General features: G+C 28.3%; 22 protein-coding genes. 13 read left to right on the top strand and 9 right to left on the bottom strand.

The features are described from left to right. The first annotated feature begins 14 nt into the window (after positions 1-14). From AVBRAN12642_RS05030 to AVBRAN12642_RS05015, 4 genes are read left to right on the top strand one after another with little or no spacing between them, the layout of a single operon-like run. Positions 15-1172 (top strand): trans-sulfuration enzyme family protein, encoded by a 1158-nt coding sequence (locus AVBRAN12642_RS05030; RefSeq protein ID WP_336608048.1) that lies wholly within the window; start codon positions 15-17, stop codon positions 1170-1172. Between the two features lie 11 nt (positions 1173-1183). Continuing rightward, complete coding sequence (gene purB, locus AVBRAN12642_RS05025) at positions 1184-2554, top strand: adenylosuccinate lyase (RefSeq protein ID WP_214149773.1); 1371 nt, start codon at positions 1184-1186, stop codon at positions 2552-2554. Positions 2555-2556: 2 nt separating this feature from the next. Continuing rightward, positions 2557-3879 carry an MmgE/PrpD family protein gene (locus AVBRAN12642_RS05020; RefSeq protein WP_336608047.1) on the top strand — a complete coding sequence of 441 codons (1323 nt, stop codon included), beginning with the start codon at positions 2557-2559 and terminating at the stop codon, positions 3877-3879. Between the two features lie 54 nt (positions 3880-3933). Further along, positions 3934-5280 carry an ATP-binding protein gene (locus AVBRAN12642_RS05015; protein WP_336608046.1) on the top strand — a complete coding sequence of 449 codons (1347 nt, stop codon included), beginning with the start codon at positions 3934-3936 and terminating at the stop codon, positions 5278-5280. Between the two features lie 32 nt (positions 5281-5312). Here the strand turns inward: AVBRAN12642_RS05015 and AVBRAN12642_RS05010 are convergent, their stop codons facing one another. From AVBRAN12642_RS05010 to AVBRAN12642_RS05000, 3 genes are read right to left on the bottom strand one after another with little or no spacing between them, the layout of a single operon-like run. Further along, positions 5313-6107 carry a nitrilase-related carbon-nitrogen hydrolase gene (locus AVBRAN12642_RS05010; protein ID WP_336608045.1) on the bottom strand — a complete coding sequence of 265 codons (795 nt, stop codon included), beginning with the start codon at positions 6105-6107 and terminating at the stop codon, positions 5313-5315. After that, positions 6107-6766 (bottom strand): RraA family protein, encoded by a 660-nt coding sequence (locus AVBRAN12642_RS05005; protein WP_336608044.1) that lies wholly within the window; start codon positions 6764-6766, stop codon positions 6107-6109. Before AVBRAN12642_RS05005 ends, AVBRAN12642_RS05010 begins: the two co-directional genes overlap by 1 nt. 20 nt (positions 6767-6786) lie before the next feature. Next, positions 6787-8025 carry an MFS transporter gene (locus AVBRAN12642_RS05000; RefSeq protein WP_336608043.1) on the bottom strand — a complete coding sequence of 413 codons (1239 nt, stop codon included), beginning with the start codon at positions 8023-8025 and terminating at the stop codon, positions 6787-6789. Between the two features lie 233 nt (positions 8026-8258). On the opposite strand from AVBRAN12642_RS05000, the gene AVBRAN12642_RS04995 reads away from it, so the two are divergent. The 4 genes from AVBRAN12642_RS04995 to AVBRAN12642_RS04980 all read left to right on the top strand — a co-directional run bounded on the left by AVBRAN12642_RS04995 (position 8259) and on the right by AVBRAN12642_RS04980 (position 12511). Next, positions 8259-9557 carry a GntT/GntP/DsdX family permease gene (locus tag AVBRAN12642_RS04995; RefSeq protein WP_336608042.1) on the top strand — a complete coding sequence of 433 codons (1299 nt, stop codon included), beginning with the start codon at positions 8259-8261 and terminating at the stop codon, positions 9555-9557. Positions 9558-9566: 9 nt separating this feature from the next. Then, complete coding sequence (locus AVBRAN12642_RS04990) at positions 9567-10838, top strand: D-serine ammonia-lyase (RefSeq protein ID WP_336608041.1); 1272 nt, start codon at positions 9567-9569, stop codon at positions 10836-10838. A 71-nt stretch (positions 10839-10909) separates the two neighbouring features. Further along, a complete protein-coding gene (locus AVBRAN12642_RS04985; protein ID WP_214117868.1) occupies positions 10910-11536 on the top strand; it encodes a helix-turn-helix transcriptional regulator in 627 nt (208 codons plus the stop codon). Positions 11537-11620: 84 nt separating this feature from the next. Continuing rightward, complete coding sequence (locus tag AVBRAN12642_RS04980; RefSeq protein WP_214149766.1) at positions 11621-12511, top strand: radical SAM protein; 891 nt, start codon at positions 11621-11623, stop codon at positions 12509-12511. Between the two features lie 31 nt (positions 12512-12542). Here AVBRAN12642_RS04980 and AVBRAN12642_RS04975 read toward each other — a convergent pair whose 3' ends face one another. From AVBRAN12642_RS04975 to AVBRAN12642_RS04950, 6 genes are all read right to left on the bottom strand, one after another. Beyond that, positions 12543-13205 carry a hypothetical protein gene (locus AVBRAN12642_RS04975; RefSeq protein WP_336607312.1) on the bottom strand — a complete coding sequence of 221 codons (663 nt, stop codon included), beginning with the start codon at positions 13203-13205 and terminating at the stop codon, positions 12543-12545. A gap of 12 nt (positions 13206-13217) precedes the next feature. Next, entirely contained in the window at positions 13218-13793 is a 576-nt protein-coding gene (locus tag AVBRAN12642_RS04970; RefSeq protein ID WP_336608040.1) for a hypothetical protein, read from the bottom strand. Between the two features lie 199 nt (positions 13794-13992). Beyond that, a complete protein-coding gene (locus AVBRAN12642_RS04965) occupies positions 13993-15003 on the bottom strand; it encodes a hypothetical protein (RefSeq protein ID WP_336608039.1) in 1011 nt (336 codons plus the stop codon). Positions 15004-15199: 196 nt separating this feature from the next. Further along, a complete protein-coding gene (locus AVBRAN12642_RS04960) occupies positions 15200-16270 on the bottom strand; it encodes a c-type cytochrome (RefSeq protein ID WP_336608038.1) in 1071 nt (356 codons plus the stop codon). Next, positions 16270-17490 (bottom strand): cytochrome b, encoded by a 1221-nt coding sequence (locus AVBRAN12642_RS04955; RefSeq protein WP_214142682.1) that lies wholly within the window; start codon positions 17488-17490, stop codon positions 16270-16272. The genes AVBRAN12642_RS04960 and AVBRAN12642_RS04955 overlap by 1 nt, the downstream gene beginning before the upstream one ends. A gap of 2 nt (positions 17491-17492) precedes the next feature. Then, a complete protein-coding gene (locus AVBRAN12642_RS04950) occupies positions 17493-17993 on the bottom strand; it encodes a Rieske 2Fe-2S domain-containing protein (protein WP_214117862.1) in 501 nt (166 codons plus the stop codon). Between the two features lie 138 nt (positions 17994-18131). Between AVBRAN12642_RS04950 and AVBRAN12642_RS04945 the strand changes: the two genes are divergently transcribed. From AVBRAN12642_RS04945 to nadE, 5 genes are read left to right on the top strand one after another with little or no spacing between them, the layout of a single operon-like run. Next, a complete protein-coding gene (locus AVBRAN12642_RS04945; protein ID WP_214117861.1) occupies positions 18132-18602 on the top strand; it encodes a flagellar basal body rod protein FlgB in 471 nt (156 codons plus the stop codon). Positions 18603-18612: 10 nt separating this feature from the next. Next, positions 18613-19104: a flagellar basal body rod protein FlgC gene (flgC, locus tag AVBRAN12642_RS04940; RefSeq protein ID WP_214117860.1), complete on the top strand. Its 492-nt coding sequence runs from the start codon at positions 18613-18615 to the stop codon at positions 19102-19104. A gap of 11 nt (positions 19105-19115) precedes the next feature. After that, the gene (gene fliE / locus AVBRAN12642_RS04935; RefSeq protein WP_214117859.1) at positions 19116-19415 is read left to right on the top strand and encodes a flagellar hook-basal body complex protein FliE; all 300 of its coding nucleotides are present in this window, start codon (positions 19116-19118) and stop codon (positions 19413-19415) included. 3 nt (positions 19416-19418) lie between these two features. Then, positions 19419-21209 carry a penicillin-binding transpeptidase domain-containing protein gene (locus tag AVBRAN12642_RS04930; RefSeq protein WP_336608037.1) on the top strand — a complete coding sequence of 597 codons (1791 nt, stop codon included), beginning with the start codon at positions 19419-19421 and terminating at the stop codon, positions 21207-21209. Positions 21210-21247: 38 nt separating this feature from the next. Beyond that, on the top strand, positions 21248-21955 hold the full coding sequence (gene nadE / locus AVBRAN12642_RS04925; RefSeq protein ID WP_214117857.1) for an NAD(+) synthase: 708 nt from the start codon (positions 21248-21250) through the stop codon (positions 21953-21955).

Genomic DNA, 21955 nt, shown 5'->3' with positions numbered 1-21955 from the left:
AAAAAGGAGAGAATATGAAAACTAAAACAAAATTAATTCATTTAGGTCGTGGTCAGGATTTACCTGTAAAAGCAGTAAATCCTAGTGTTATGAGAGCTTCAACTATATTATTTAAAGACCATAAAACTTGGCAAGAATATCGTGAGCTTAGAAAAACGCAAAGAGTTTTAAGTTATGGTGCAAGGGGAACTGAAACTACTTTTGAACTTGAAAAATTATTATGTGAGCTAGAAGGTGGATTTAGAGCTTCGCTTTATCCAACAGGACTTGCAGCACTTGCTATGGTTTTATTAAATTATGCAAGTAAGGACGCACATTTTTTAATAACTGATGGAATTTATGGACCTGTTAGAACTATATGTGATTTGTTTTTAAATAAAGTTGGAGTAGAAGTTGAGTTTTTAAAAGCAGATGCTAGTGATGTTGAAAGTAAAATAAAGCTAAATACAAAACTTATTTTATGTGAAAGTCCTGGTTCTATTATGTATGAAATAATTGATGTTCCTAAATTATGCGAAATAGCACACAAACACAATATACCTGTAGCAATTGATAGCACATATTCAAGTGCATATTTATCAAATCCTATAAAACTTGGGGTTGATATTTGCGTAATTGCAGCTACAAAATACCTTAGTGGACATTCTGATGTTGTTATGGGTTGTGTGATTGTTAATGAAAAAGAATACAAAAATTTTAATGAATTACCAGAAGCTTTAGGTTTAACTACAAGTCCTGATGATTGTTATTTGGTTCTTAGAGGTATGAGAACTCTTGGAATTAGACTTAAAAATCACGAAGAAAATGCAGATAAGGTTGTTGAGTTTTTACAAACAAGAAAAGAAATTAAAAATATTTTTTATCCAAAATTACCAACCCATCCAAACAATGAAATATTTAAAAGAGATTTCATAGGAACTAATGGTATGGTAACTATAGAATTTAATTCAGGAATTAGCAAAGAACAAGCTATTAAATTTGTAGATGATTTAGAATATTTTTCAATAGGTGCTAGTTGGGGTGGATATGAAAGTCTTGCAACGGTTACTATGCCACCAAGAACTGCTACTAAAGTTGATAGTAATAGGGTTTTTGTGAGATTTCATATAGGTTTAGAAGACGCTAGTGATTTAATAGCTGATTTAGAACAAGCATTTAACAAAATTAAATAAAAGGAGAAATTATGACAGGTATTAGTGTATTTGATATGAGATTATTAGGTGATTCTTGGAGCACAAAAGCTATGCGTGATATTTTTTGTGAAGAAAATAGAATTCAAAAATGGCTTGATGTTGAAGCTGCACTTGCAAAAGCTCAAGCAAAGCTTGGCATTATCCCAGAAGCTGCAGCTACAGAAATAGCTAAAAAATCATTTTATAAATATATGGATATGGATTTTATATTTAATGAATATAAAAAGACAAAACATCCATTAGTTCCAACCGTTAGGGGCTTAGAAAAAGCTTGCGAGAATGGATATGGAGAATTTGTTCATTTTGGGGTAACTACTCAAGATATTATGGATACTGGGTTTGTTTTACAATTTAAAGAAGCTTTAAAGCTTATAAAAGATGATTTAAAAATCATAGCAAAATCTTTAAAAAAACTAGCAGTAGAGCATAAAAATACAGCTATGATGGGAAGAACTTTAGCGCTTCAAGCTCTTCCTATTACTTTTGGACATAAAGTTGCTATTTGGCTTGATGAGCTTAATAGACATTATGAAAGAATACTTGAATGCGAAGAAAGACTTTATGTAGGTCTTATAGTTGGTGCGGTTGGCACTAAAGCTAGTTTAAGTGATAAACATAATGAAGTTGAAAAACTAACAATAGAGAGTTTAGGATTAAAAGTTCCTTATATTTCTTGGCAACCAGCAAGAGATAGATTTATTGAGCTTGGATATGTATTAGCTAATATAAATGCTACATTTAATAAAATAGCTCATCAGATTTTGATTTTATCTCATAATGAAGTAAATGAAGTGGCTGAACCATTTGGCAAAGGTCAAGTAGGAAGCTCTACAATGCCACATAAAAGAAATCCAGCAATAAGCGAAAATGCTGTAACAGTTAGCAATACTTTAAAAGCAAATATTGCAATTTTAAGTGATATTGAAAGACACGAACACGAAAGAGATGGACAAGTATGGAAAATGGAATGGAAACTACTTCCTGAAATCTTTTTAATGCTTTCTTGTGTTCTTGATAATATGAAAACAGCTTTAGGCGGATTAGAAGTTAAAAAAGATTCAATGTTAAATAACCTTAATACTTTAAAAGGTTTTGTTTTAGCCGAAAGGGTTATGTTTGCATTAAGTGAGCATTTTGGAAAACAACACGCTCATGAGATTGTATATGAAAATGCTATGATTGGAATTGAAAATAATAAAACATTCAAAGAAGTTTTATTAGCAGATAGCAGAGTAAGAGAAGTTTTAGATGAAAAATCAATAGATGCTTTACTTGATGCTACTACTTATGTTGGATATGCACCAAAATTAGTTGATGAGTTTTTAGAAAAAATTAAAAATGCAGAGATTTTAAAGGATTAATTATGCTTTATAGTGAAAAATTAGCTGAATTTGTAGTAAATAAAAGTTATGAAGATATACCAGCTGATGTAAAAACTAGAGCAAAAGAATTGATGTTAGATACCATTGGAGTTGCTCTTGCGGGTAGCAAAAATGATGCTATTTTAAAAACCATTAAGGCATTTAAAGAAGAGAATGCTAATACAAGCATTTGGGGTAGTGAATTTAAGGCTACCCCACTTAATGCTGCTATGATAAATGCTATGAGTTCTCATATACTTGATTTTGATGATACTCTAACAGAAGCTATACTTCACGCAAGTGCTATTTTAACCCCGCTTTGTCTTAGTTATGGATTTTCTAAAACAAACGATGGTAAAAAAATATTAAAAGCTTTTATTATGGGTTGGGAAGTTGCAGGAAGAATTGGGGTTGCTAGTAATGGGACATTTCATAAAAATGGTTTTCATACAAGTGCCATAGCTGGAGTTTTTGGAGCAAGTGCTGCAGCTTGTGTTATCAATGATTTAAATGTTTCGCAAACAATCAATGCTTTAGGTTTTGCTGCTAGTTTTGCAGGTGGGATAAATGAGTTTTTAAGTAATGGAAGCAATTCTAAAATACTTCATATAGCAAGTGCGGTTTTAAATGGAATTAGAGCTTGTGAATATGCAAAAGCTGGTCTTTTTGCTCCTGTTAGTATTTTTGAAGGTCGTGATAATATCTTTAGAGCATTTGGTATAGAAGATGAATGCGATAAGACAAGGCTTGATAAAAATTTAGGAAAAGATTATATGGTAAAAGAAGTATCAATTAAGCCATATCCAAGTTGTCATTTCGCACACGGGCTTATTGATTGTGCTAAAGAACTTAAAAATGATGGTTTAAAGCCTGATGATATAAAGGAGATTTTGTGTTATGTAGATAGCGTTCCTATTTCTTTTATATGCGACCCTATAGATAAAAAACACAATCCAAAAACAGATTATGAAGCAAAATTTTCATTTGCGTATTTAATAAGTTATATGTTTATAGATGGTAAAGTGAATTTAAATTCTTATAATGAATTAAATCGTGAAGAGATTGTTAATTTTGCTAAAAAAATTAAATATGAAAAATATATTTCAGGTGGATTTCCAAAGTATTTTTGTGGTAAATTTAAAGCAACGCTTAATAATGGAAGCACTATTATTAAAGAAGTAAAAATTAATAAAGGTAATCCAGATAATGCTTTAAGTTTAGATGAATTACTTGAGAAATTTAATGCAAATGTAAATGATAAAAATCTTTCAGAAAAAATTAAAAAACAAGTCTTAGATTTAGAAAACATAAAAAGTTTTGAATAAATTAAAATTTATCGTTTTTAGATTATAATAATTTAAAAACGATAAAGGTTAAATATGTTTGTTAATAGAGAAAAACATTTAAAAACTTTAAACGATGAATTTAATAAAATTGGTTTTACTTTCACTATTCTTTATGGTAGGCGTAGGGTTGGAAAAACTAGACTTATTAAAGAATATATAAAAGATAAAAAAGCTTTTTATTTTTTATCAAGCCTTGAAAATATTAACATTACAATTAATAGAATGAAAGATGAATTAGCTAATTTTTATAATGATGATTTGTTAAAACAAATTCAAATAAATGATATTAAAACTTTATTTTTATATGTAGCAAATAAAATAGATGAAAAAATAATAATAGTAATTGATGAGTTTCAATATCTTGCAAAGCTTGATAATTCTATTCCATCGCAATTTCAGTATATTTGTGATGAGATATTTAAGAATAAAAATATTCATTTGATTTTATGTGGCTCAATTATTTCTATGATGTATGAATATACATTATCATACAATTCTCCTTTATATGGTAGAAGAACTAGTGCTATTAAGCTTGAAGCACTTGAGTTTAAGTATTTAAAAGATTTTTTTCCTAATAAAACTAAAAATGAGCTTATAGAAATATATAGCGTTTTTTATAGTATTCCAAAATATCTTGAGCTTATAAATGATAAAGGGGATATTTATGAAAATATTAAAGCAAATATTTTAAATCCAAATTCATATTTATATAATGAAGCTAGTTTTGTATTACAAAATGAAATTAATGAACCTATAACTTATTTTTCAATTTTAAAAATTATTGCTAGTGGAGAACATAAGATTGGAAATATTGCTAGTAAATTAGGTAAAAGTCCAAATAATATAACATCTTTTATAGATAAATTAATTGAGCTTGATATTATTTATAAAATTATTCCTATAACCGAACAAAATCCAGAAAAATCAAAAAAAAGTTTATATTTTATAAAAGATAATTTTTTAAGATTTTATTTTGCATATATATTTCCTTATAAATCTCAACTTGAACTTGATAATACAGATTATGTAATTAATATAATTAAGACAAGTTTTATGGAATTTATAAGTAGGGTGTATGAAGATTTAGCGATTAATTATCTTTTAAATACACATAAAGACCTTTTAAAATGCGGTAGATGGTGGGATAAAAATACAGAAATTGATGCGGTTGGGGTCGCTAAAGATTATTTAATAGTTGCTGAATGTAAATATAAAAATAAAGCAGTAGGAACTAATGTTTTAGAAGATTTAAAAGCAAAAGCTACTAAAATAGATAGTAATTTACCTATTAAAAAATATATTTTATTTAGCAAAAGCGGTTTTACAAATGATTTAAAAGCACTTGCTAGTGATGAAATACAATTAATTGAATTATTATAAATTTCGTATGTTTAAGGCATACGAAATTTAGTTTATAGGCTATATAAATTAGGCTTTCTTTGAGATATACAAGGCAAGGCTTTTCTAACTTCATCAATTTTATTAAAATCAATTTCAAATATTTGAATACCTTCATCAACGCCAAGTTTTATTTCTTCAAGTCCAAGTGGATTTATTAGACACGAGCGACCTGTGTAGATATTACCTGTTTGATTACTAGCACATAAATATATTGTGTTTTCTAAAGCTCTTGTTTTAGTAAGTAGCATAAAATGTTCATCTTTATATTTGCCATCTACCCAAGCAGTAGGAACTAATACAAGCCTTGCACCATCAAGTGCTAAAGTTCTAGCAATTTCAGGGAAACGAAGTTCATAACACACCATTATCCCCATTTTGCCCCATTTTGTATCAAAGGCTTTTATTTTTTCATTACTTGCATTTATATCTTTACTTTCATCATAGCTAAAAGCATCGTAAAGGTGAGTTTTTGAATATTTATGGATTATTTTGCCACAATCAGCAAAAATTACACTATTTTTAGTTTTTTCATTATCTTTTTCATAAAAGCCAAAAACAACTGCGATATTTAACTCTTTACTTTTATTAATAATGCTTGTTGCAAATTCTTCATCAATATTTTGAGCAATGGTATTAAAATTAATCCCTTCATTACTAGGCACAAAAGCCTGTGAAGTTTCTGGAAACACCACAAGCTCAGCACCAAAAGATTTTGCCTTTTGCATAAAATCAATAATTTTTTCAAGGTTAATTTTATAATTTCTATCGGTTTTTATTTGAGCTAAAGCAATTTTTAATTTATTCATCATAAACCCTCAAAATATTTGTTTGCACCTAAAATTTCGCCAAGTGGAATGCCTTTATCTATTTTTGCTTTTGTTTCAATTTCTCCGATTTGAACATTTATTGCTCTTTTGCCAAGTTCTTCAACATTATCAATATCTGGATTTAAAACCAGTATTCCATCATCATCAGCTACTATCAAATCTCCTGGATTTATAACAACATTATCAATAGCAATAGGAACATTAATTGAGCCTTCAATTCCTTTAATTCTAGTTGTTAAAGCACTAACATTTCTATACCAAACATTAACGCCAAGATTTTTAATAGCATTCAAATCAGTTACACAACCATCAATTATTACTCCACCAACTTTTTTGTGTCTTGCCATATAGCAAACTAATTCTCCAAAAGGTGCTCTTTCATAATCTTTATTAGTATCAATTATTACAATATCACCTTCATTTACGATATCAAATACTTTATGAACAGCAGTAGAATCAAGGTGTGGTATTCTAACGGTTATAGCAGTTCCTACTAATTTTTTTCCACTATGAAGTGGCTTTAAATTTCTAATAAAACCACAATCTTGCATATGTCCTATAGTTGAAGGGCAAACCTCTTTATAAAGATTAAGAATTTCATCTGAAACTTTACTAACTCTTTTGTTTAAAATAAACATTTTTTCTCCTTTTATTAAAATTAATTACTTTCTAAAGCATTGTCAGGTTTGACAAATAAATAAGCTATCATAGCAAGTGTTACAGGAATTATATTAAATAATATAGCTATATTCCATCCATATTTTTGTGCCATCCAGCCAACTAAAATAGGCGAAAACGCTGAACCTACATTTCCCCATAAATTCATCCAAGAGCTAACCGCTGCTGCTTGACTTCTACCTTTATCAGCTGCAACAGCCCAAGATACAACAACAGGAAGTCCTAAAAACCCAAAACCAAGACTTAAAAATAAAATACTAAGCATTGTATTTTCAACATATACAACTAAAAATAAGCATATATCAAATATTAAAAATCCAGCAACTGCTAAATAAGTTCTAGCTTTTTTAAAACTATTTGTAATTTTTAAAATCTTATCGCTTAATCCACCACCAAGTGCAACAAATATACAAATAGCAAGCCAAGGAGCTCCAGCGTAAAATCCCATAGCTTTTAAATCAAGTCCTTTAGCTTCTAGTAAGAATGTAGGAAGCCAAGTCATAAACATACCTGTCATATAAACACAAAAAAAGTATGCAATTCCAAGTGCATAAAATTCTTTATTTTTTAAGAATGCTTTCCAAGGAGTTTTTTTAATACCATCTACAAATCTTTCACTTTGAATATATAAAAGTTCGTCTTTACTAATAAATTTATTATCTTCAGGTCTTGATGAACTTATAAAATAATAAATCAAGGCGATTAAAATTCCAATCGCACCAAATACATAAAATACACTATGCCAACCATAATTATTGACAAGCCAAACAGATATAAATGGAGCAATTACTGGCCCAAAGTATGAACCTGCTAGTAAAAATGAAGCTGCTCTTGCTTTTTCTTTTTTACCAAACCAGTTATTATTAAATGCTGCATTGCTAGGATATATAGGAGCTTCTCCTAAACCAAATAAAAATCTAACTACTAAAAGTAGCATAAATGTTCCTGCAAGTGGCGTTAAAATAGTAAAAATTGACCATAAAATTAATGCAAAAATAGTCATAAATTTATTGCCAAATTTTTGAATTAAAATACCACTTGGAATTTGAGCTGCGGCATAAGCTATAAAAAATGCAGAATTTAATAAGCCAAATTGAGTTTTATCTATATTAAATTCTTGCATCATAAAACTAGCAACGACAGAAATATTTGCCCTATCCATATAAGCGATTAAGCCTATTAGGAAAAATACAAAGGCTATAAGCCACCTAAATCTCATAATTTCTCCTTTTTTTAAAATTAACTTATTTTCATTATATAAAAATAATAAAATTTTATTATTATTTTTTCTAAAATTAATAAAAATTTGTTACTTTTTGTAATATTTTATGAAAAAGTAAGAAAAATTAAGAAAATTTATTAAAAAAAATCAAAAAAATTATTATTTTAAGAAAATTTTAAAGATGGGGGGGGGGTATAATCAAATAATGATTTTTAAATAAAGGAGAAAAGATGAGCAATTTTGCTTTAATTTCGGTCTTAATAGCTTCTATTGCCTTAGTTGTGTTTTGTATTACAAAACTTAAAATCCACGCTTTTTTATCATTAAGCTTAGCAAGTATTTTTGTCGCACTTATAACTGGTGTTGATTTAACAAAAATCGGCTCTATTATTGAAAATGGAGTAGGTGGGACGCTAGGATTTTTAGCTGTTATTATTGGTTGTGGAAGTATCTTAGGAAAAATGCTAGAAGTTAGTGGCGGGGCGCAAAAAATAGCCCTATCATTACTAAATCTACTTGGTAAAAAAAGAGCTGATATTGTTATGATGTTGGTTGGATTTATTGCTGGTATTCCTGTATTTGTTGAGGTTGGATTTGTCTTATTAGTGCCTTTAGTTTTAGTTGTAGCTAAAGAAATAGGTGTTAGTAGAATAAAAATAGGCATAGCATTAGCAACTTCACTAATGACCGTTCATTGTATGGTGCCACCACACCCAGCAGCTACTAGCATAGTAGCTACTTTAGGTGCTGATATAGGTCAAGTAATTTGGATGAGTATAGTTGTGGGTATGATATGTGCTTTTATAGGTGGGGTTTTGTTTTTGAAATTCTTTGATTTTTCAAAAGATAATGAGATGAGTGTTTTTGATAATACAAGTTCTACTTACAACTCTATGCCAAGCACAGCAATTACTTATTTTACAATACTTTTACCTTTAGTTTTAATGTTGCTTAAGACTTTAGTATTTAAAGATAATGCAGTATTTGCATTCATTGGAAATCCTATTATCGCACTATTAATAAGTGTTTTTGTAGCATACTATACTTTAGGCTTAAAGCAAGGCTATTCTATGCAAAATTTAATGGAATTTAGTTCTAATTCATTTACGCAAATTGCTTCAATTTTATTAATTATAGGAGCAGGTGGAGCTTTTAATGAGATATTAATTGCTTCAGGCATTGGCGAAGCATTAAAGCAGACTTTAGGAAGTTTGAGTTTAAATCCTGTATTTTTAGCTTGGTTAATTGCTATTATTTTACATGCTAGTGTTGGAAGTGCAACGGTTGCTATGATTAGTGCAGCAGGAATTGTCTTGCAAATGGATAGTAATGTTAGTAAAGAAGTTTTATGCCTTGCAATAGGAAGTGGTGCTATAGGTTTTACTATCGTAACTGATAGCTTATTTTGGCTAGTAAAAGAAAGCTTAGGAATGAGCGTAAAAGCTATGTTTAAATATTTCACAAGTGCGACTTTAGTAGCAAGTATAAGTGGTTTAATCTTAAGCTATGTTTTATCAATAATTTTATAAGGAGTAACAATGTTAATTGAAAATCTAAAAGCAATGAAAGAAACAAGTTGGATTAATACAAATCTAAGCAATGATGTTTTGGGCGAATTAAATAAAGGTGCTATTAAGCTTGATAGAATTGATGATGCAAGGGCTAGACTTAATCGTTTTGCACCTTTACTTAAGATAATTTTCCCTGCTACAAATATTACTAATGGTATTATAGAAAGCCCATTAGCTTGTGTGAATAATTATAAAAAAGAGTTAGAAAAATTAAGCGGTGCTAGTATTCAAGGCGATGTATATGTAAAACTTGATTCGCATTTACCAATATCAGGCTCTATTAAGGCTCGTGGTGGAATATATGAAGTATTAAAACACGCAGAAGATTTGCTAATAGAAAATAATATGCTAAGCATTCAAGATGATTATTCAAAACTTGCCGAGCCAAAATATAAAGAATTTTTAAGTAAATATAAAATAGCAGTTGGCTCAACCGGTAATCTTGGTCTTTCAATAGGAATTATGAGTGCAAAACTTGGCTTTAAAGTAGAAGTTCATATGAGTGATTGTGCTAAAGAATGGAAGAAAAAAATGCTAAGAGAGCACGGATGCAGCGTGATTACTTATGAAGATGATTACGGCGTCGCAGTAGAGCAGGGAAGAAAAAGTTCTGAAAATAATCCGTATTGTTATTTTATAGATGATGAAAACTCGCATAATTTATTTTTAGGATATAGCGTTGCTGCAAAGAGATTAAAAGGACAATTGCAAGCATTAGATATTAATATCAGCAAAGATAGACCGCTTTACGTTTATCTTCCTTGCGGTGTTGGTGGTGGTCCTGGTGGGGTTGCTTATGGGCTTAAGGCTGAATTTGGCGATTGTGTAAAATGCTTTTTTGCTGAGCCAACGCATAGTCCTTGTATGATACTTGGACTTGCTACCGGAAAACATAATGAAATAAGTGTAGCTGATATTGGGCTTGATAATATTACGGCTGCTGATGGACTTGCTGTTGGTCGTGCGAGTGGTCTTGTAGGTAAAGTGCTTGAGCGTGTAATTGATGGAAGTTTTACGGTAAGTGATGAGAATATGTATAGATATTTAAGCTTACTTGCATCTAGCGAAGGTATTAAGCTTGAGCCTTCGGCTTTAGCTGGAGTTAAAGGCTTAATGATTTCTAATGAGCTTAAAACTGAACACAAAAACGCAATTCATCTAATATGGGCAACAGGTGGAAGTATGGTGCCAGACGCTGAAATGGCTGAATTTATTAAAACAGGAGATGAATTATTATAAAATAAGCCCTAAAATAGGGCTTATAATTACTTTACGCAACTATAATTTACAAAACATTTACCGAGGGCTTTATGAATCAACAAACAAGAACAGAATATATAAAATTAGTGCATTTTTTAGCACAAGCTTTAGGCAAGGATTATGAAATAGTTTTGCACGATATAAATGATGATGGAATGAGCATTGCAGAAATTGCTAATAATCACATAAGCGGAAGAAGTATTAATTCTCCTATTACAGGATTTGCACTTGAGCTTGTTAATAAAAAGATTTATGAAGAAAGAGATTTTTTAAGCAATTATAAAGCAAGTGCAGGTGGAAAAAATATAAGAGGTAGCACATTTTTTATCAAAGAAGGCAATAAATTAAGTGGAATGTTATGTATAAACTACGATAAAAGTAGAATGGAAAATATAGCAGCACAATTATTAGGTAGTGATATACCTGTAGAAGAAGCTGCTTATGAAGAAGTTTTGAGCCTTGATTTAAATGAGCTAATTCAAGAATTAACAGGGCTTAGCGTAAATGAGCTAAAAAATACTAATCTAAAACCAAAACAAAGGCAAATAATAGTAGATAAAATCTATGAAAAAGGTATTTTTAATATAAAAGGCTCAATTACAGAAATAGCTAATCTTTTAAATCTTTCAGAATCAAGCATATATCGTTGTATAAACAAATCTAAACAAAAATTTTAATCAAGCATAAACGCTTGATTAAGTTAAATTCCATTAGTATTTAGTGCTAAAATCTCAATAGTAATTAATATTAAAGGTATTTTTATGAAAGTAATTTTTGGCCCAGTTAATTCAAGAAGATTTAAAAAATCTTTGGGTATAGATTTAAGTCCTAATGAGAAATGTTGTAATTTTGATTGTTTATATTGTGAGCTTGGAAAAGCTAAATTAAAATATGAAAATAAATCAAATTTAAGTGTTGAATATATAATAAATGAGCTAAAAGAAGCTTTGAAAATACATAAAGATTGCGATTATATAAGCATTAGTGCAAATGGCGAACCTACTTTATATCCATATTTAGATGAATTGATTATAAAAATAAATGAAGTTAAAAAGAATGCAAAATCATTAATTTTGAGTAATGCAAGCACAATTTTTGATAAAAATATTCAAAAGGCATTATTAAATCTTGATAGCGTTAAATTAAGCATTGATAGTGTAAATCCTAAGGTATTTCGCAAAATTGATAGGACAAATATAGATATAAATAAAATAGTTCAAGGTATAAAAGAATTTAGTCAAATTTATAAAGGTGAGTTGATTTTAGAATGCTTGGTTTTAGATGGTATTAATGATGATGAAAAGGATTTTATTGCTTTAAATGATATTTTAAAGGATATTAAAGCAACTAGACTTGATTTAGGAACTATTGATAGACCGAGTGATTATAATGTAAAGGCTGCAAGTTTTGAGAAGTTAAGTAAATTGGCTAGTTTGATAACTAATATAAAAGTTAATATTATGAGTAGAAATACTAATATAAATAAATATGATGATTTGCTTAAAACTATTAGTTTAAGACCATTAAGCTCACAAGAAATTGATGAAAAAGATATAAAAATGTTAGATGAATTAGTAGATAAAAATATAATAAAATGTGTGAAAATAAATGATATTAATTTTTATAAATTAAACAAATCAAATTCTAATTAATATAAAAGCTATTGTGATTAATTTGCTTATTTTAAGTGTATTTATAAACTAAGTGCGTATGAAAGAAAAAGGGCTTGATTTTAACATCAAGCTTTGTTATATCAATATTAAAATTATTTAAAAAATATTCATACAAAAGCGAATAATTATATTTATTCATATAAATACAAATAATATTCTCATTATCTTCTATTAGTAAAGTATCATAAAATCTTTGATAATTTAAAGTAAAAATTTTATAAATATTTTTAAAAAATACTAAAAGTATAAAATTACAAACACTTATAAAAATATAAAATATACTTAAAAAATTATTTAATTTATATAATTGTTGTTTGCTTTGAATATTAAGACAGGTTTTATAGATTTTAGCATTTTTTAAATATATTGTTTTTTCTTCTTCATTAAGCTCATCTCTTTGCCTACAACTATGATTAACAAAATGAATAAAATCCTTATGAAAATATATAATATTAGGTTTTTTAAACTTATAATGCAAATATCTCTCATCAAAATATGCAGCAATAATAAATAAATTAATACTAGAAACCTTCATAGAAAAATTACCAATATACATAAAAACACAAAAGCAAATAAACAAAGCACTACAATGAACCAAGCTAGTAATATAAGCGTTTTTATCTTTTAAAGAAAATAAAGGCGTAAAATTACTAGAAGTTAAATATTCGCTCAAATTTTCTCCTTATTAATGTTTGCTTCTATCAACTTTAATTGCGATTTTTGTAAAATCACCCCTTATATTATCATCATCTATTAGATTTGTAATGACTGCTTTATATGTTTTATTTTCAGGTATAAAATAAAATCCAAGATATCTTATTGCTACATGAACCTTTTCATTTTTAATATTTATACTTATTCTACCACTTACTCTTGTATTTTCATTTGGTGTAGCGACTTTATCAAATACTAATATCTCATCACCATCTTTAGTAAGCTCATATATTTTAATATCGAGAGCAAGTGGATAATAAGGATTATTTCGTATATCATTTTCTAGTTTTTCATCGTATAAATAAACTGAATAAAAATCCTTACCTATTTTACCATAGCAAAAATACATAGGATAAAAAGCATAAAGTCCTAAATGCTCTCCTATATCTTTTCTTTGTGGCTTAAAGATTATTTCAAATTTAGTGCCTTTTTTGCTTAAATCAAATAAAGTATATATGGGAGTTTTTGGTGTTTTATCTTTATGAACAAATTCAAAAGCATTTAAACTAAAAACTAGCATAAGTAATAAACAATTTTTTTTAAACATAACTCTCCTTTATTTTTCATATCATAGCATTATTTAAGAATATTTCTTGGTTTGTAAATGTGTTTAAAAGTTAAAATATGATTTTTAAATTCTTAGAATTTACAATGGATAATTAAATATTTTTTATTGTTTAACATTTGCCTTTATTAGGAGTTTATAAGTTTAATATTTGTAAAATTTGAATACAAATTATTTAAGCTCATTTTTTCTCCTTTTTTAGATTTATTTCACAATGTAAAGATTTTAATTCAGTAAATGTATAAGGGTATGCCCTTGTGTAAAGATAATATGCGTTAGATACAATATTTGCAATACTATGTATATAAATTTCATATGTTGGATATGTATTATAATAGTAAATCTTATAAACCAAAAAATAATCTCTTTCTTTGTAATTTATCGTAAAAATTCTTTGTGTAAGCTCATGAAAATCTGTTGATATTTTTATTCTATTAGATTTTTTTATGACATCTAACAGATTTTTATTTTTAATAGGATGATTGCAAAAATCTTTTTCTATAAACAAAATATTTCCAATTTCACCTAATAAAGCTAAATAATTTTTATCATCTAAAACCACATCACTTATAGTTATATTTTTGTGTTTTTTTATGTATTTTTTACCCTTAATTTTACTTGCAAAATAGAGCTCTCCATTTTTATCAACTTCATAAAAAGAATAACTCACATCATTATCAACACCATAGATATTATCACGCCCTATATCTTTATAAACTTTTCTATCAAGCCCTAAATCCCAGCAGTATTTAAGAGTATCTTTTACTTCTTGGCTAGAGTATGGCTTAGTATCTACAATTTTTGGCTTTATTTTTATATCTTTGTATCTAAAAAAATTTTGCCAAAAATTATTTATTGATATCTCTTCGCAATCTACTGTGCATTTACGCTTATAACAATCAGTTGAGTTTTCTTGAATTACTTTTATATGTTCTATTAATTCTTTAGGATAGGTTTTTGAGTTTTCAAGACTAATGCTAAGCTCTTTTATTCTAGCTTTATAAGAATTTATAATGCAATTATTATCATCTTTGCAATCACTAATGCTTTTTAGAAATTCATCTTGGTCTTGCTTTATTTCTTTTGTAATATAAGGAAAGTTTTTATAAATACTATCTAGCTCTATTTTTAACTTATTTATTTGATATGAATAAATATTTGTAATTAGTAAAATCATTAATATTTTAAACATAACTCTCCTTTATTTTTCATATCATAGCATTATTTAAGAATATTTCTTGGTTTGTAAATGTATTTAAAAGTTAAAATATGATTTTAAATTCTTAGAATTTAAAATGGATAATTAAATATTTTTAATACTTTTAATGCGTTTTTATGAATATGAGTAGTTATAGTGAAATTAAGCTAGGAAAACCTAGCTTAATTTTTTAATGTAGTTCTTTCCAGATTGCGTTTTTCCAAGCATAAGCTAATATTGCTAATAATGCAAAATAAGCCATTATTTTGTATCCTAAATCTTCGCGTTCAGCTTTTTTACTATCTCCAACGCTAGTTAAATAAGCAACAACATCATTTTGAGCTTGTTCGTTAAGTCCAACTCTAGGCATTGCAGTTCCTGGAAGTTGTTTTTGAGTATCGTTTATAAATTTATGTAAATACTCATCTCCTTTGGCACGAATTATTATTGATAAATCAGGTGGCGTTGAACCCATATAATCTTTTAAATCTCCGCCATTTACTTTAGCAATAAAACCATCATATTTAACATCATGACATCTTCCGCAAGCTTCTTCAAAGATAACTTTTTTGTTCTCAAAATTAATTTTTGCAACTTTTTCGTTATCGCTTAATTTACCTGCATTTATTTCATTAGCAATTTTTGCTTTTTTTGCTTCAAGAGCAGCTTTTCCGATACTATTTAAATATCCTACTATATTAGCAACTGATTGAGCATTTTCATCACTTATACTGCCATCATCTTCTAAAAATGCTGTCATCATAGGATGTGGATTTTCATCATTATATTTTTTGTTATTTTTCATAGCAAGTGCAGGATTAAGAGAAATTGCCATTAAGAATTTACTATCATAAATAGCTCCTGATGTGCTTAAATCAGGATAAATAATACCTTGAGCGCTAATTCCATCATCAGCAGCTACTAATTCATCAAATTCAACTCTATGACAGCTAGCACAATTAGCTTCAAAATCAGCCTTTCCAGCTTCAACATCAGTTTTTAAACTAGCTATTTTATCAACATTAGCCCAAAGTTTTTTAGTATCTTCTAATTTTTTTGTAGCAAAATCAATATCATCTTTTTTACCACTTTCATTAGCTTTTTTTAATTCAACTTCAGCTTGAGCTATATCGCCTGCTTTAAAATCAAAATTAACTTCGCTAGTATGTTCGTGCATTTGTGAATGAGCGTAAGGCTCAACTCCCCAATAAACAATACCTGTGAATACAACTAATATTGCAAATATTTTTAACTCTTTCATTACTTAGCCTTTCTTTCCATAAGAGTAATTACTGGTAAAACTACTATTAATAATGCTAAAAATGTAACAGAAGCAATAGTTGCTATTGTATTATTAATTCCAACAGGAGGTAATTTACCATAAATAGTAAGAACAATCATATCAATTACTAATAGCCAAAACCATACAAAAAATGCTCCACGCTTATGTGCAGGCGCTACTACATTTGAGCGGTCTAGGAATGGTAATACAAAGAAAATTACTTGAGCTATACCAAAGCAAGCAAGACCAACTTCATAAGAAAATCCTCTTAAGATTTCATAACTCCATAAGAAATACCATTCAGGATAAATATGTGGTGGAGTTTTAAGTGCATTTGCTGGTTCAAAGTTAATTGGATCCATAGCAAAATCATAGTGAAAGCATACTAGATAAAAATAGAAAATCATAAATAAGCAAACATAAAAAATATCTTTACATAAGAAATCAGGCCAAAATGATATAACTTTCGCTTCTTTTTTCTTGCCAGCTAAATATTTTTCAGCTTCTAAATCAAAATCAATTTCTTCAGCAATTTCGTTATTTACATGTGGAAATCTTAAAGCATAAAAGTGAATTGCAACAAATGCAATAACAACTATTGGTAATAAGCAAACATGTAGCATAAAAAATCTATTTAATGTAGCATCTCCAACAGCGTAATCACCTCTAATCCATTCAACTAATTCAGGTCCTATGAAAGGAATACCACCAAAAAGATTAGTAATAACCATAGCAGCCCAATAGCTCATTTGTCCCCAAGGTAGCATATAACCACTAAATGCTTCAGCAGAGAATAATACGAATAATACCATACCGCTTATCCAAATGATTTCACGACCTTTTTTATAAGAGCCATAATAAATACCTGTTAATAAGTGTATATACATTACTAAAAATACTACCGACGCAGCAACCCCGTGCATATGTCTCCATAGCCAACCATATTCAACTTCTTGCATAATAGTTTTATTTACACTATCAAAAGCAAGTGCAACATCAGGTTTATAATACATTACAAGTAAAAGTCCTGTAATAAATAGTATTGCAAACATAGTAAGTAAAATTACTCCCATTGCCCATAAAAAGTTAATTTTCTTAGGAATCCAGTATTGTGTCATCATAACTTGCATAAATTTTTTGATAGCAAGTCTTTGATCTAGCCAATCAACAATTCCATTTGATTTTTCAAAATGTGCCATGATTAAGCCTTTCCTACATTTTTCATAATTTCTTCATACTCTTTGCCAACTTCTCCTAAAACTAATTTAGTTCCATCAATTGAAAAAGGTGGAATTTCAAGTGGTTTAGGAGGTGGTCCTGACATATTTTTTCCGCTTACATTAAATTTTCCACCATGACAGGCACAAACAAATTCTTTATCAGCTGAATGATATGCTGGAATACAACCTAAATGAGTGCATAGTCCAATTACTACCGTATATCTTGCATCTCCTGCTATTATATCTGTATTGCTTTGTTCCATATCACTTGATTTTTTTAGAATGAATATTGGTTTTTTTCTCCATTCAACAGTTCTTAGCTCTCCATCAGCTAAAGGCGATAAATCAACGGTTGTAAAACCTGCTGCTTTTACACTAGGAAGTGGATCCCAAGTTTTTTTCATACCCACTAGTGTAAAAACACCACCAACAGCCGCAGCAGCGCCTAATGTAAAGCCCATAAAGCTTCTTCTACTAGCCATACTTATCCTTTCATAAAATTTGAAAATAAATAGCTAGTTTAGTGAAAATTGGGTAAATATTACAAGAGTATATTATTATTAATAGTTTTGGAATATTATTTGCTATGGGATTTTTGCATTTTAATTTAAGGAGAGAAAATGGAATTTTATAAATCTAAACCATTGATTGTAAGTGCCTTAGCCGGTAGAGATTTAAGAAATAAATTAATTAGCTCAAACATAGCTAATATTGATACTCCTTTTTATAAATCAAGAGATATTGATTTTGAAACAGCCTTAAACGAAAATGCAAATAAACTTTACAAAACTACACAAAATGCACAAATTGCAGCTACAAATTTTATGCATTTTGGAAAAGGTATGAGTAATAAACTAGCAGTTACTAATGAAAGGCATTTACAACCATTAGAATTTGAAAACAGCGAAAATGGAACTATTTTTGCTAGAGATGGACATTTGCAAAGAAATGATGCAAATACCGTTGATTTAGATGTAGAAACAAGTGAATTAAGCAAAAACGCAATTATGATTAGTGCGCTTGATTCTGTGCTAAAAAAACAAAGTGAAGTTGTAAGAACTATAATTGAGAGTAGTTCTAAATTAAGTTAAGGGATAATTTATGGCATTTTTAAGCGATTTTGATATTAGTGGATATGGACTAAGCGCTCAAAGATTTAGAATGAATTTAATTAGCTCAAATATAGCTAATGCAAATACTACTAGAACAAATGAAGGTGGCCCTTATAGAAGGCAAGATGTAGTATTTAAAGCCGTTAATTTTGATGATGTTTTAAATGAAGAAATTAATTCTAAAAATAGTTTTTTTGAGTATGAAAATCCTTTAAATGACCCTGTAAATTTTCCTGAAGCAAAGCCTGCTGTTATGGGTGTAGTAGTAGATAAAGTAGTAAGAGATGATAAGGATTTTATATTAAAATACGAGCCAAATCATCCCGATGCAAATGCTAAAGGATATGTAGCATATCCTAATATAAATCCTGTTGTAGAAATGAGTAATTTAATTGAGGCAACAAGGGCTTATCAAGCAAATGTGGCAGCATTTACAAGTGCTAAAACAATAGCTCAAAGTGCTATTGATTTATTAAGATAGGAATTTAAAATATGAATAATATTAAAATCAATCCAAGTTTGATTCAAAGTATTGAAAATACCAAATCAAATTCTAATAAAGTTGATAATGGTTTTTCATTTGCAGATGCTTTAAAACAAGAATTAGAAGAGCTAAATAAAGAACAAATTGTATCAGATAAAGCTATGGCTGATGTAGCTACTGGAAATGTGAAAGATTTACATCAAGCAGCTATTGCTATTAACAAGGCTGAAACAAGTATGAAATTTATGTTAGAAGTTAGAAATAAAGCTATTAACGCATACAAAGAGATAAGTAGAACTCAAATATAAAAAATGCAAACACCTTACGAGCCTAGTAAAAAGACTTTTATAGTATTGTTTTTTTTGTTGCTCGCTTCTTTTTTTATTATTTTTTCTTTTGTTAGAAGCAAAACTAATGAAAGGAATGTAGGTAGTATTGAAAGAGGTGAGCGAGTAGGTGCTTTAAATGGAGATATTATTAGTGCTGATGGATATACATTAGTAACTAGTAGAAGAATTTATAGAGCTGAAATTGATATTAGAAGTATTAATTTAGATAAATTAGATTATTTTTTAAAATTATTTCAGATTTATGCCTTTATTGATGATAAAGAAATGAAAGATATTAAAGCAAGATTATTAAAAGCTTTAAAGCAAAAAAAGGTTTATAATTTTGTTTTATCAAAAGAAATTGATTCAAAAGCTGCAAGTTATTTACAAGAATTATCTAAAAAACTTTATGTTTCAGGATTTTTTAAATCCTTTAAAAATGCAAATGGAAAAGTAAGCACAAGAAGACTTGAGATAATTGAACATAAAGAAGAAAGAGTTTTTTCTAAAGGAGATATTTTAACCCCAATTCTTGGTTATTCTCAATTAAGTTTAGAAGATGGGATATATTCAAATATTCCAAAAAAAGGTTTGGAAAAATATTATGAGCAGTATTTAAGCCCTAAAAGTGATTATAAAATAACAGGTAGTAAGGATATTGGTGGAAATATAATTATAAATTCTGATAGCTTTTTAAGTGATAGAATTAATGGTAGTAATGTATATTTAAATGTAAATTTAAAGCTTCAAAAAGGGTTAGAAAATATAGCAAGTGTTGCTAGAAAAAATTTTGGTGCTAAGCAAGTAATAATAGGCATTTTAGATAGCAAAGATGCAAGTGTAATTGCACTAGCAACTAGCAAAAGGTATGACCCATATCATAGAAAAAGTGATTTATCGTATCTAAATACTGACGCTGTAGAATTTGAATACGAACCAGGCTCGGTAATTAAGCCAATTGCTTTTGCTAATTTATTAAAACTAAATCGCATAACCCCTTTTGAATGGGTAAAGACTTATGGCGGAAGAATGAAGCTTGATAAGTTTTACATAACAGATACACATCCTATGGATACTATGATTGCTGAAGATATTATAGTTCATTCATCAAATATAGGAATGGTTCAAATTTCTAATAAAGAAAATGTAAAAGAATTAATTAATGGTTATTTGGAATTTAATTTAGGAAATTTAACTGGTATTGACTTGCCTTATGAAAAAGCAGGTTTTATAAAAGATGCTAAAAAAACTTATGAAGTAGAAAAAAATACTATGGCTTATGGATATGGTTTTAGAACCACCTTTATACAACTTTTAGCAGCTTATAATGTATTTAACAATCGTGGAATTTGGATTAGTCCTAAAATTGCTAAATATTATAATGAAGATAAGGAATTAAAAGAAATATATACTAAAACAGAAAAAGAAGTCTTGCCACTTGAAATTGCAAAGCAGATGAATAGGATATTAATAAAAACTGCAAATCAAAAATCTTTAGCAAAATATTGGCCTTTAGGAATTAGCGTAGGTGGTAAAACAGGAACAGCAAGAATTAGCGTTAGTGGAAAATATGAAAGAGAATATAATGCAAATTTCTTCGGTTTTGCAAATGATGAAAACAATAGATACACAATTGGTGTTTTAGTAATGAGTCCTGATAAAGATAAAGAAGGATATTATGCAGCTCAAACAGCTTTACCTGTTGCAGCACTTGCTATTAATCAATTAATAGAAGATGGTTTTTTAAAGCCAAGTTATAATAGAATTGATTAATATTTATTTTATAAAATGCCCCTAAAAACGGATAAATAATGCAAAATATTAAAAATCAAATGATTTCATTTGCTAATGAAATATTAAAAAATTTTAATGGTGCTGTTTTAGGGCTTAGTGGTGGGCTTGATAGTGCTATTGTATTAAGAATATTAAGCGAGTGCGAAAAAAAGCCACATTGTCTTATAATGCCTACTAATATTTCAAATAAAACAAATCTTGATGACGCTATTAATTTAGCAAATAAATATGCTTTAAAATATGAAATTATAAATATTCAAAACATTTTAGATGAATTTATTAAAGCAAGTGGTTCTAATGACAAGGTATTAATAGGAAATTTTGCAGCTAGGATTAGAATGACTTTATTATATGATTATTCAGCTAAGCATAATTTATTAGTAGCAGGGACAAGCAATAAAAGTGAATTAATGTTAGGATATGGCACTATTTGGGGAGATTTAGCCTGTGCTTTTAATATTTTAGGTGATTTTTACAAGAGTGAATTATTTGAGTTTGCTAAATTTTTAGAACTACCTAATAATATAATTAGTAAAAAACCAAGCGCAGACCTTTATGAAGGTCAAGATGATGAGAGCGATATTGGTTTTACTTATACAGAAATTGATAAGTTTTTAAAAAATTATGAAAAAAATATAATTGATAATAATTATATAAAACTATTAGATAGAATAAATAAAAATAAGTTCAAAAGAGAAAATATAAAAATATTTAAAAGGTCATAA

It is taken from the genome of Campylobacter sp. RM12642 (assembly GCF_020137635.1).
GTDB lineage: Bacteria > Campylobacterota > Campylobacteria > Campylobacterales > Campylobacteraceae > Campylobacter_E.
Note: the sequence above shows the minus strand (reverse complement) of the source record. Positions and strands in the feature narration are given on the sequence as shown.

Coding starts and splice junctions, on each gene's coding strand:
- AVBRAN12642_RS05030 (WP_336608048.1), top strand. CDS start 15: ATGAAAACTAAAACAAAATTAATTCATTTAGGTCGTGGTCAGGATTTA.
- purB (WP_214149773.1), top strand. CDS start 1,184: ATGACAGGTATTAGTGTATTTGATATGAGATTATTAGGTGATTCTTGG.
- AVBRAN12642_RS05020 (WP_336608047.1), top strand. CDS start 2,557: ATGCTTTATAGTGAAAAATTAGCTGAATTTGTAGTAAATAAAAGTTAT.
- AVBRAN12642_RS05015 (WP_336608046.1), top strand. CDS start 3,934: ATGTTTGTTAATAGAGAAAAACATTTAAAAACTTTAAACGATGAATTT.
- AVBRAN12642_RS05010 (WP_336608045.1), bottom strand. CDS start 6,107: ATGAATAAATTAAAAATTGCTTTAGCTCAAATAAAAACCGATAGAAAT.
- AVBRAN12642_RS05005 (WP_336608044.1), bottom strand. CDS start 6,766: ATGTTTATTTTAAACAAAAGAGTTAGTAAAGTTTCAGATGAAATTCTT.
- AVBRAN12642_RS05000 (WP_336608043.1), bottom strand. CDS start 8,025: ATGAGATTTAGGTGGCTTATAGCCTTTGTATTTTTCCTAATAGGCTTA.
- AVBRAN12642_RS04995 (WP_336608042.1), top strand. CDS start 8,259: ATGAGCAATTTTGCTTTAATTTCGGTCTTAATAGCTTCTATTGCCTTA.
- AVBRAN12642_RS04990 (WP_336608041.1), top strand. CDS start 9,567: ATGTTAATTGAAAATCTAAAAGCAATGAAAGAAACAAGTTGGATTAAT.
- AVBRAN12642_RS04985 (WP_214117868.1), top strand. CDS start 10,910: ATGAATCAACAAACAAGAACAGAATATATAAAATTAGTGCATTTTTTA.
- AVBRAN12642_RS04980 (WP_214149766.1), top strand. CDS start 11,621: ATGAAAGTAATTTTTGGCCCAGTTAATTCAAGAAGATTTAAAAAATCT.
- AVBRAN12642_RS04970 (WP_336608040.1), bottom strand. CDS start 13,793: ATGTTTAAAAAAAATTGTTTATTACTTATGCTAGTTTTTAGTTTAAAT.
- AVBRAN12642_RS04965 (WP_336608039.1), bottom strand. CDS start 15,003: ATGTTTAAAATATTAATGATTTTACTAATTACAAATATTTATTCATAT.
- AVBRAN12642_RS04960 (WP_336608038.1), bottom strand. CDS start 16,270: ATGAAAGAGTTAAAAATATTTGCAATATTAGTTGTATTCACAGGTATT.
- AVBRAN12642_RS04955 (WP_214142682.1), bottom strand. CDS start 17,490: ATGGCACATTTTGAAAAATCAAATGGAATTGTTGATTGGCTAGATCAA.
- AVBRAN12642_RS04950 (WP_214117862.1), bottom strand. CDS start 17,993: ATGGCTAGTAGAAGAAGCTTTATGGGCTTTACATTAGGCGCTGCTGCG.
- AVBRAN12642_RS04945 (WP_214117861.1), top strand. CDS start 18,132: ATGGAATTTTATAAATCTAAACCATTGATTGTAAGTGCCTTAGCCGGT.
- flgC (WP_214117860.1), top strand. CDS start 18,613: ATGGCATTTTTAAGCGATTTTGATATTAGTGGATATGGACTAAGCGCT.
- fliE (WP_214117859.1), top strand. CDS start 19,116: ATGAATAATATTAAAATCAATCCAAGTTTGATTCAAAGTATTGAAAAT.
- AVBRAN12642_RS04930 (WP_336608037.1), top strand. CDS start 19,419: ATGCAAACACCTTACGAGCCTAGTAAAAAGACTTTTATAGTATTGTTT.
- nadE (WP_214117857.1), top strand. CDS start 21,248: ATGCAAAATATTAAAAATCAAATGATTTCATTTGCTAATGAAATATTA.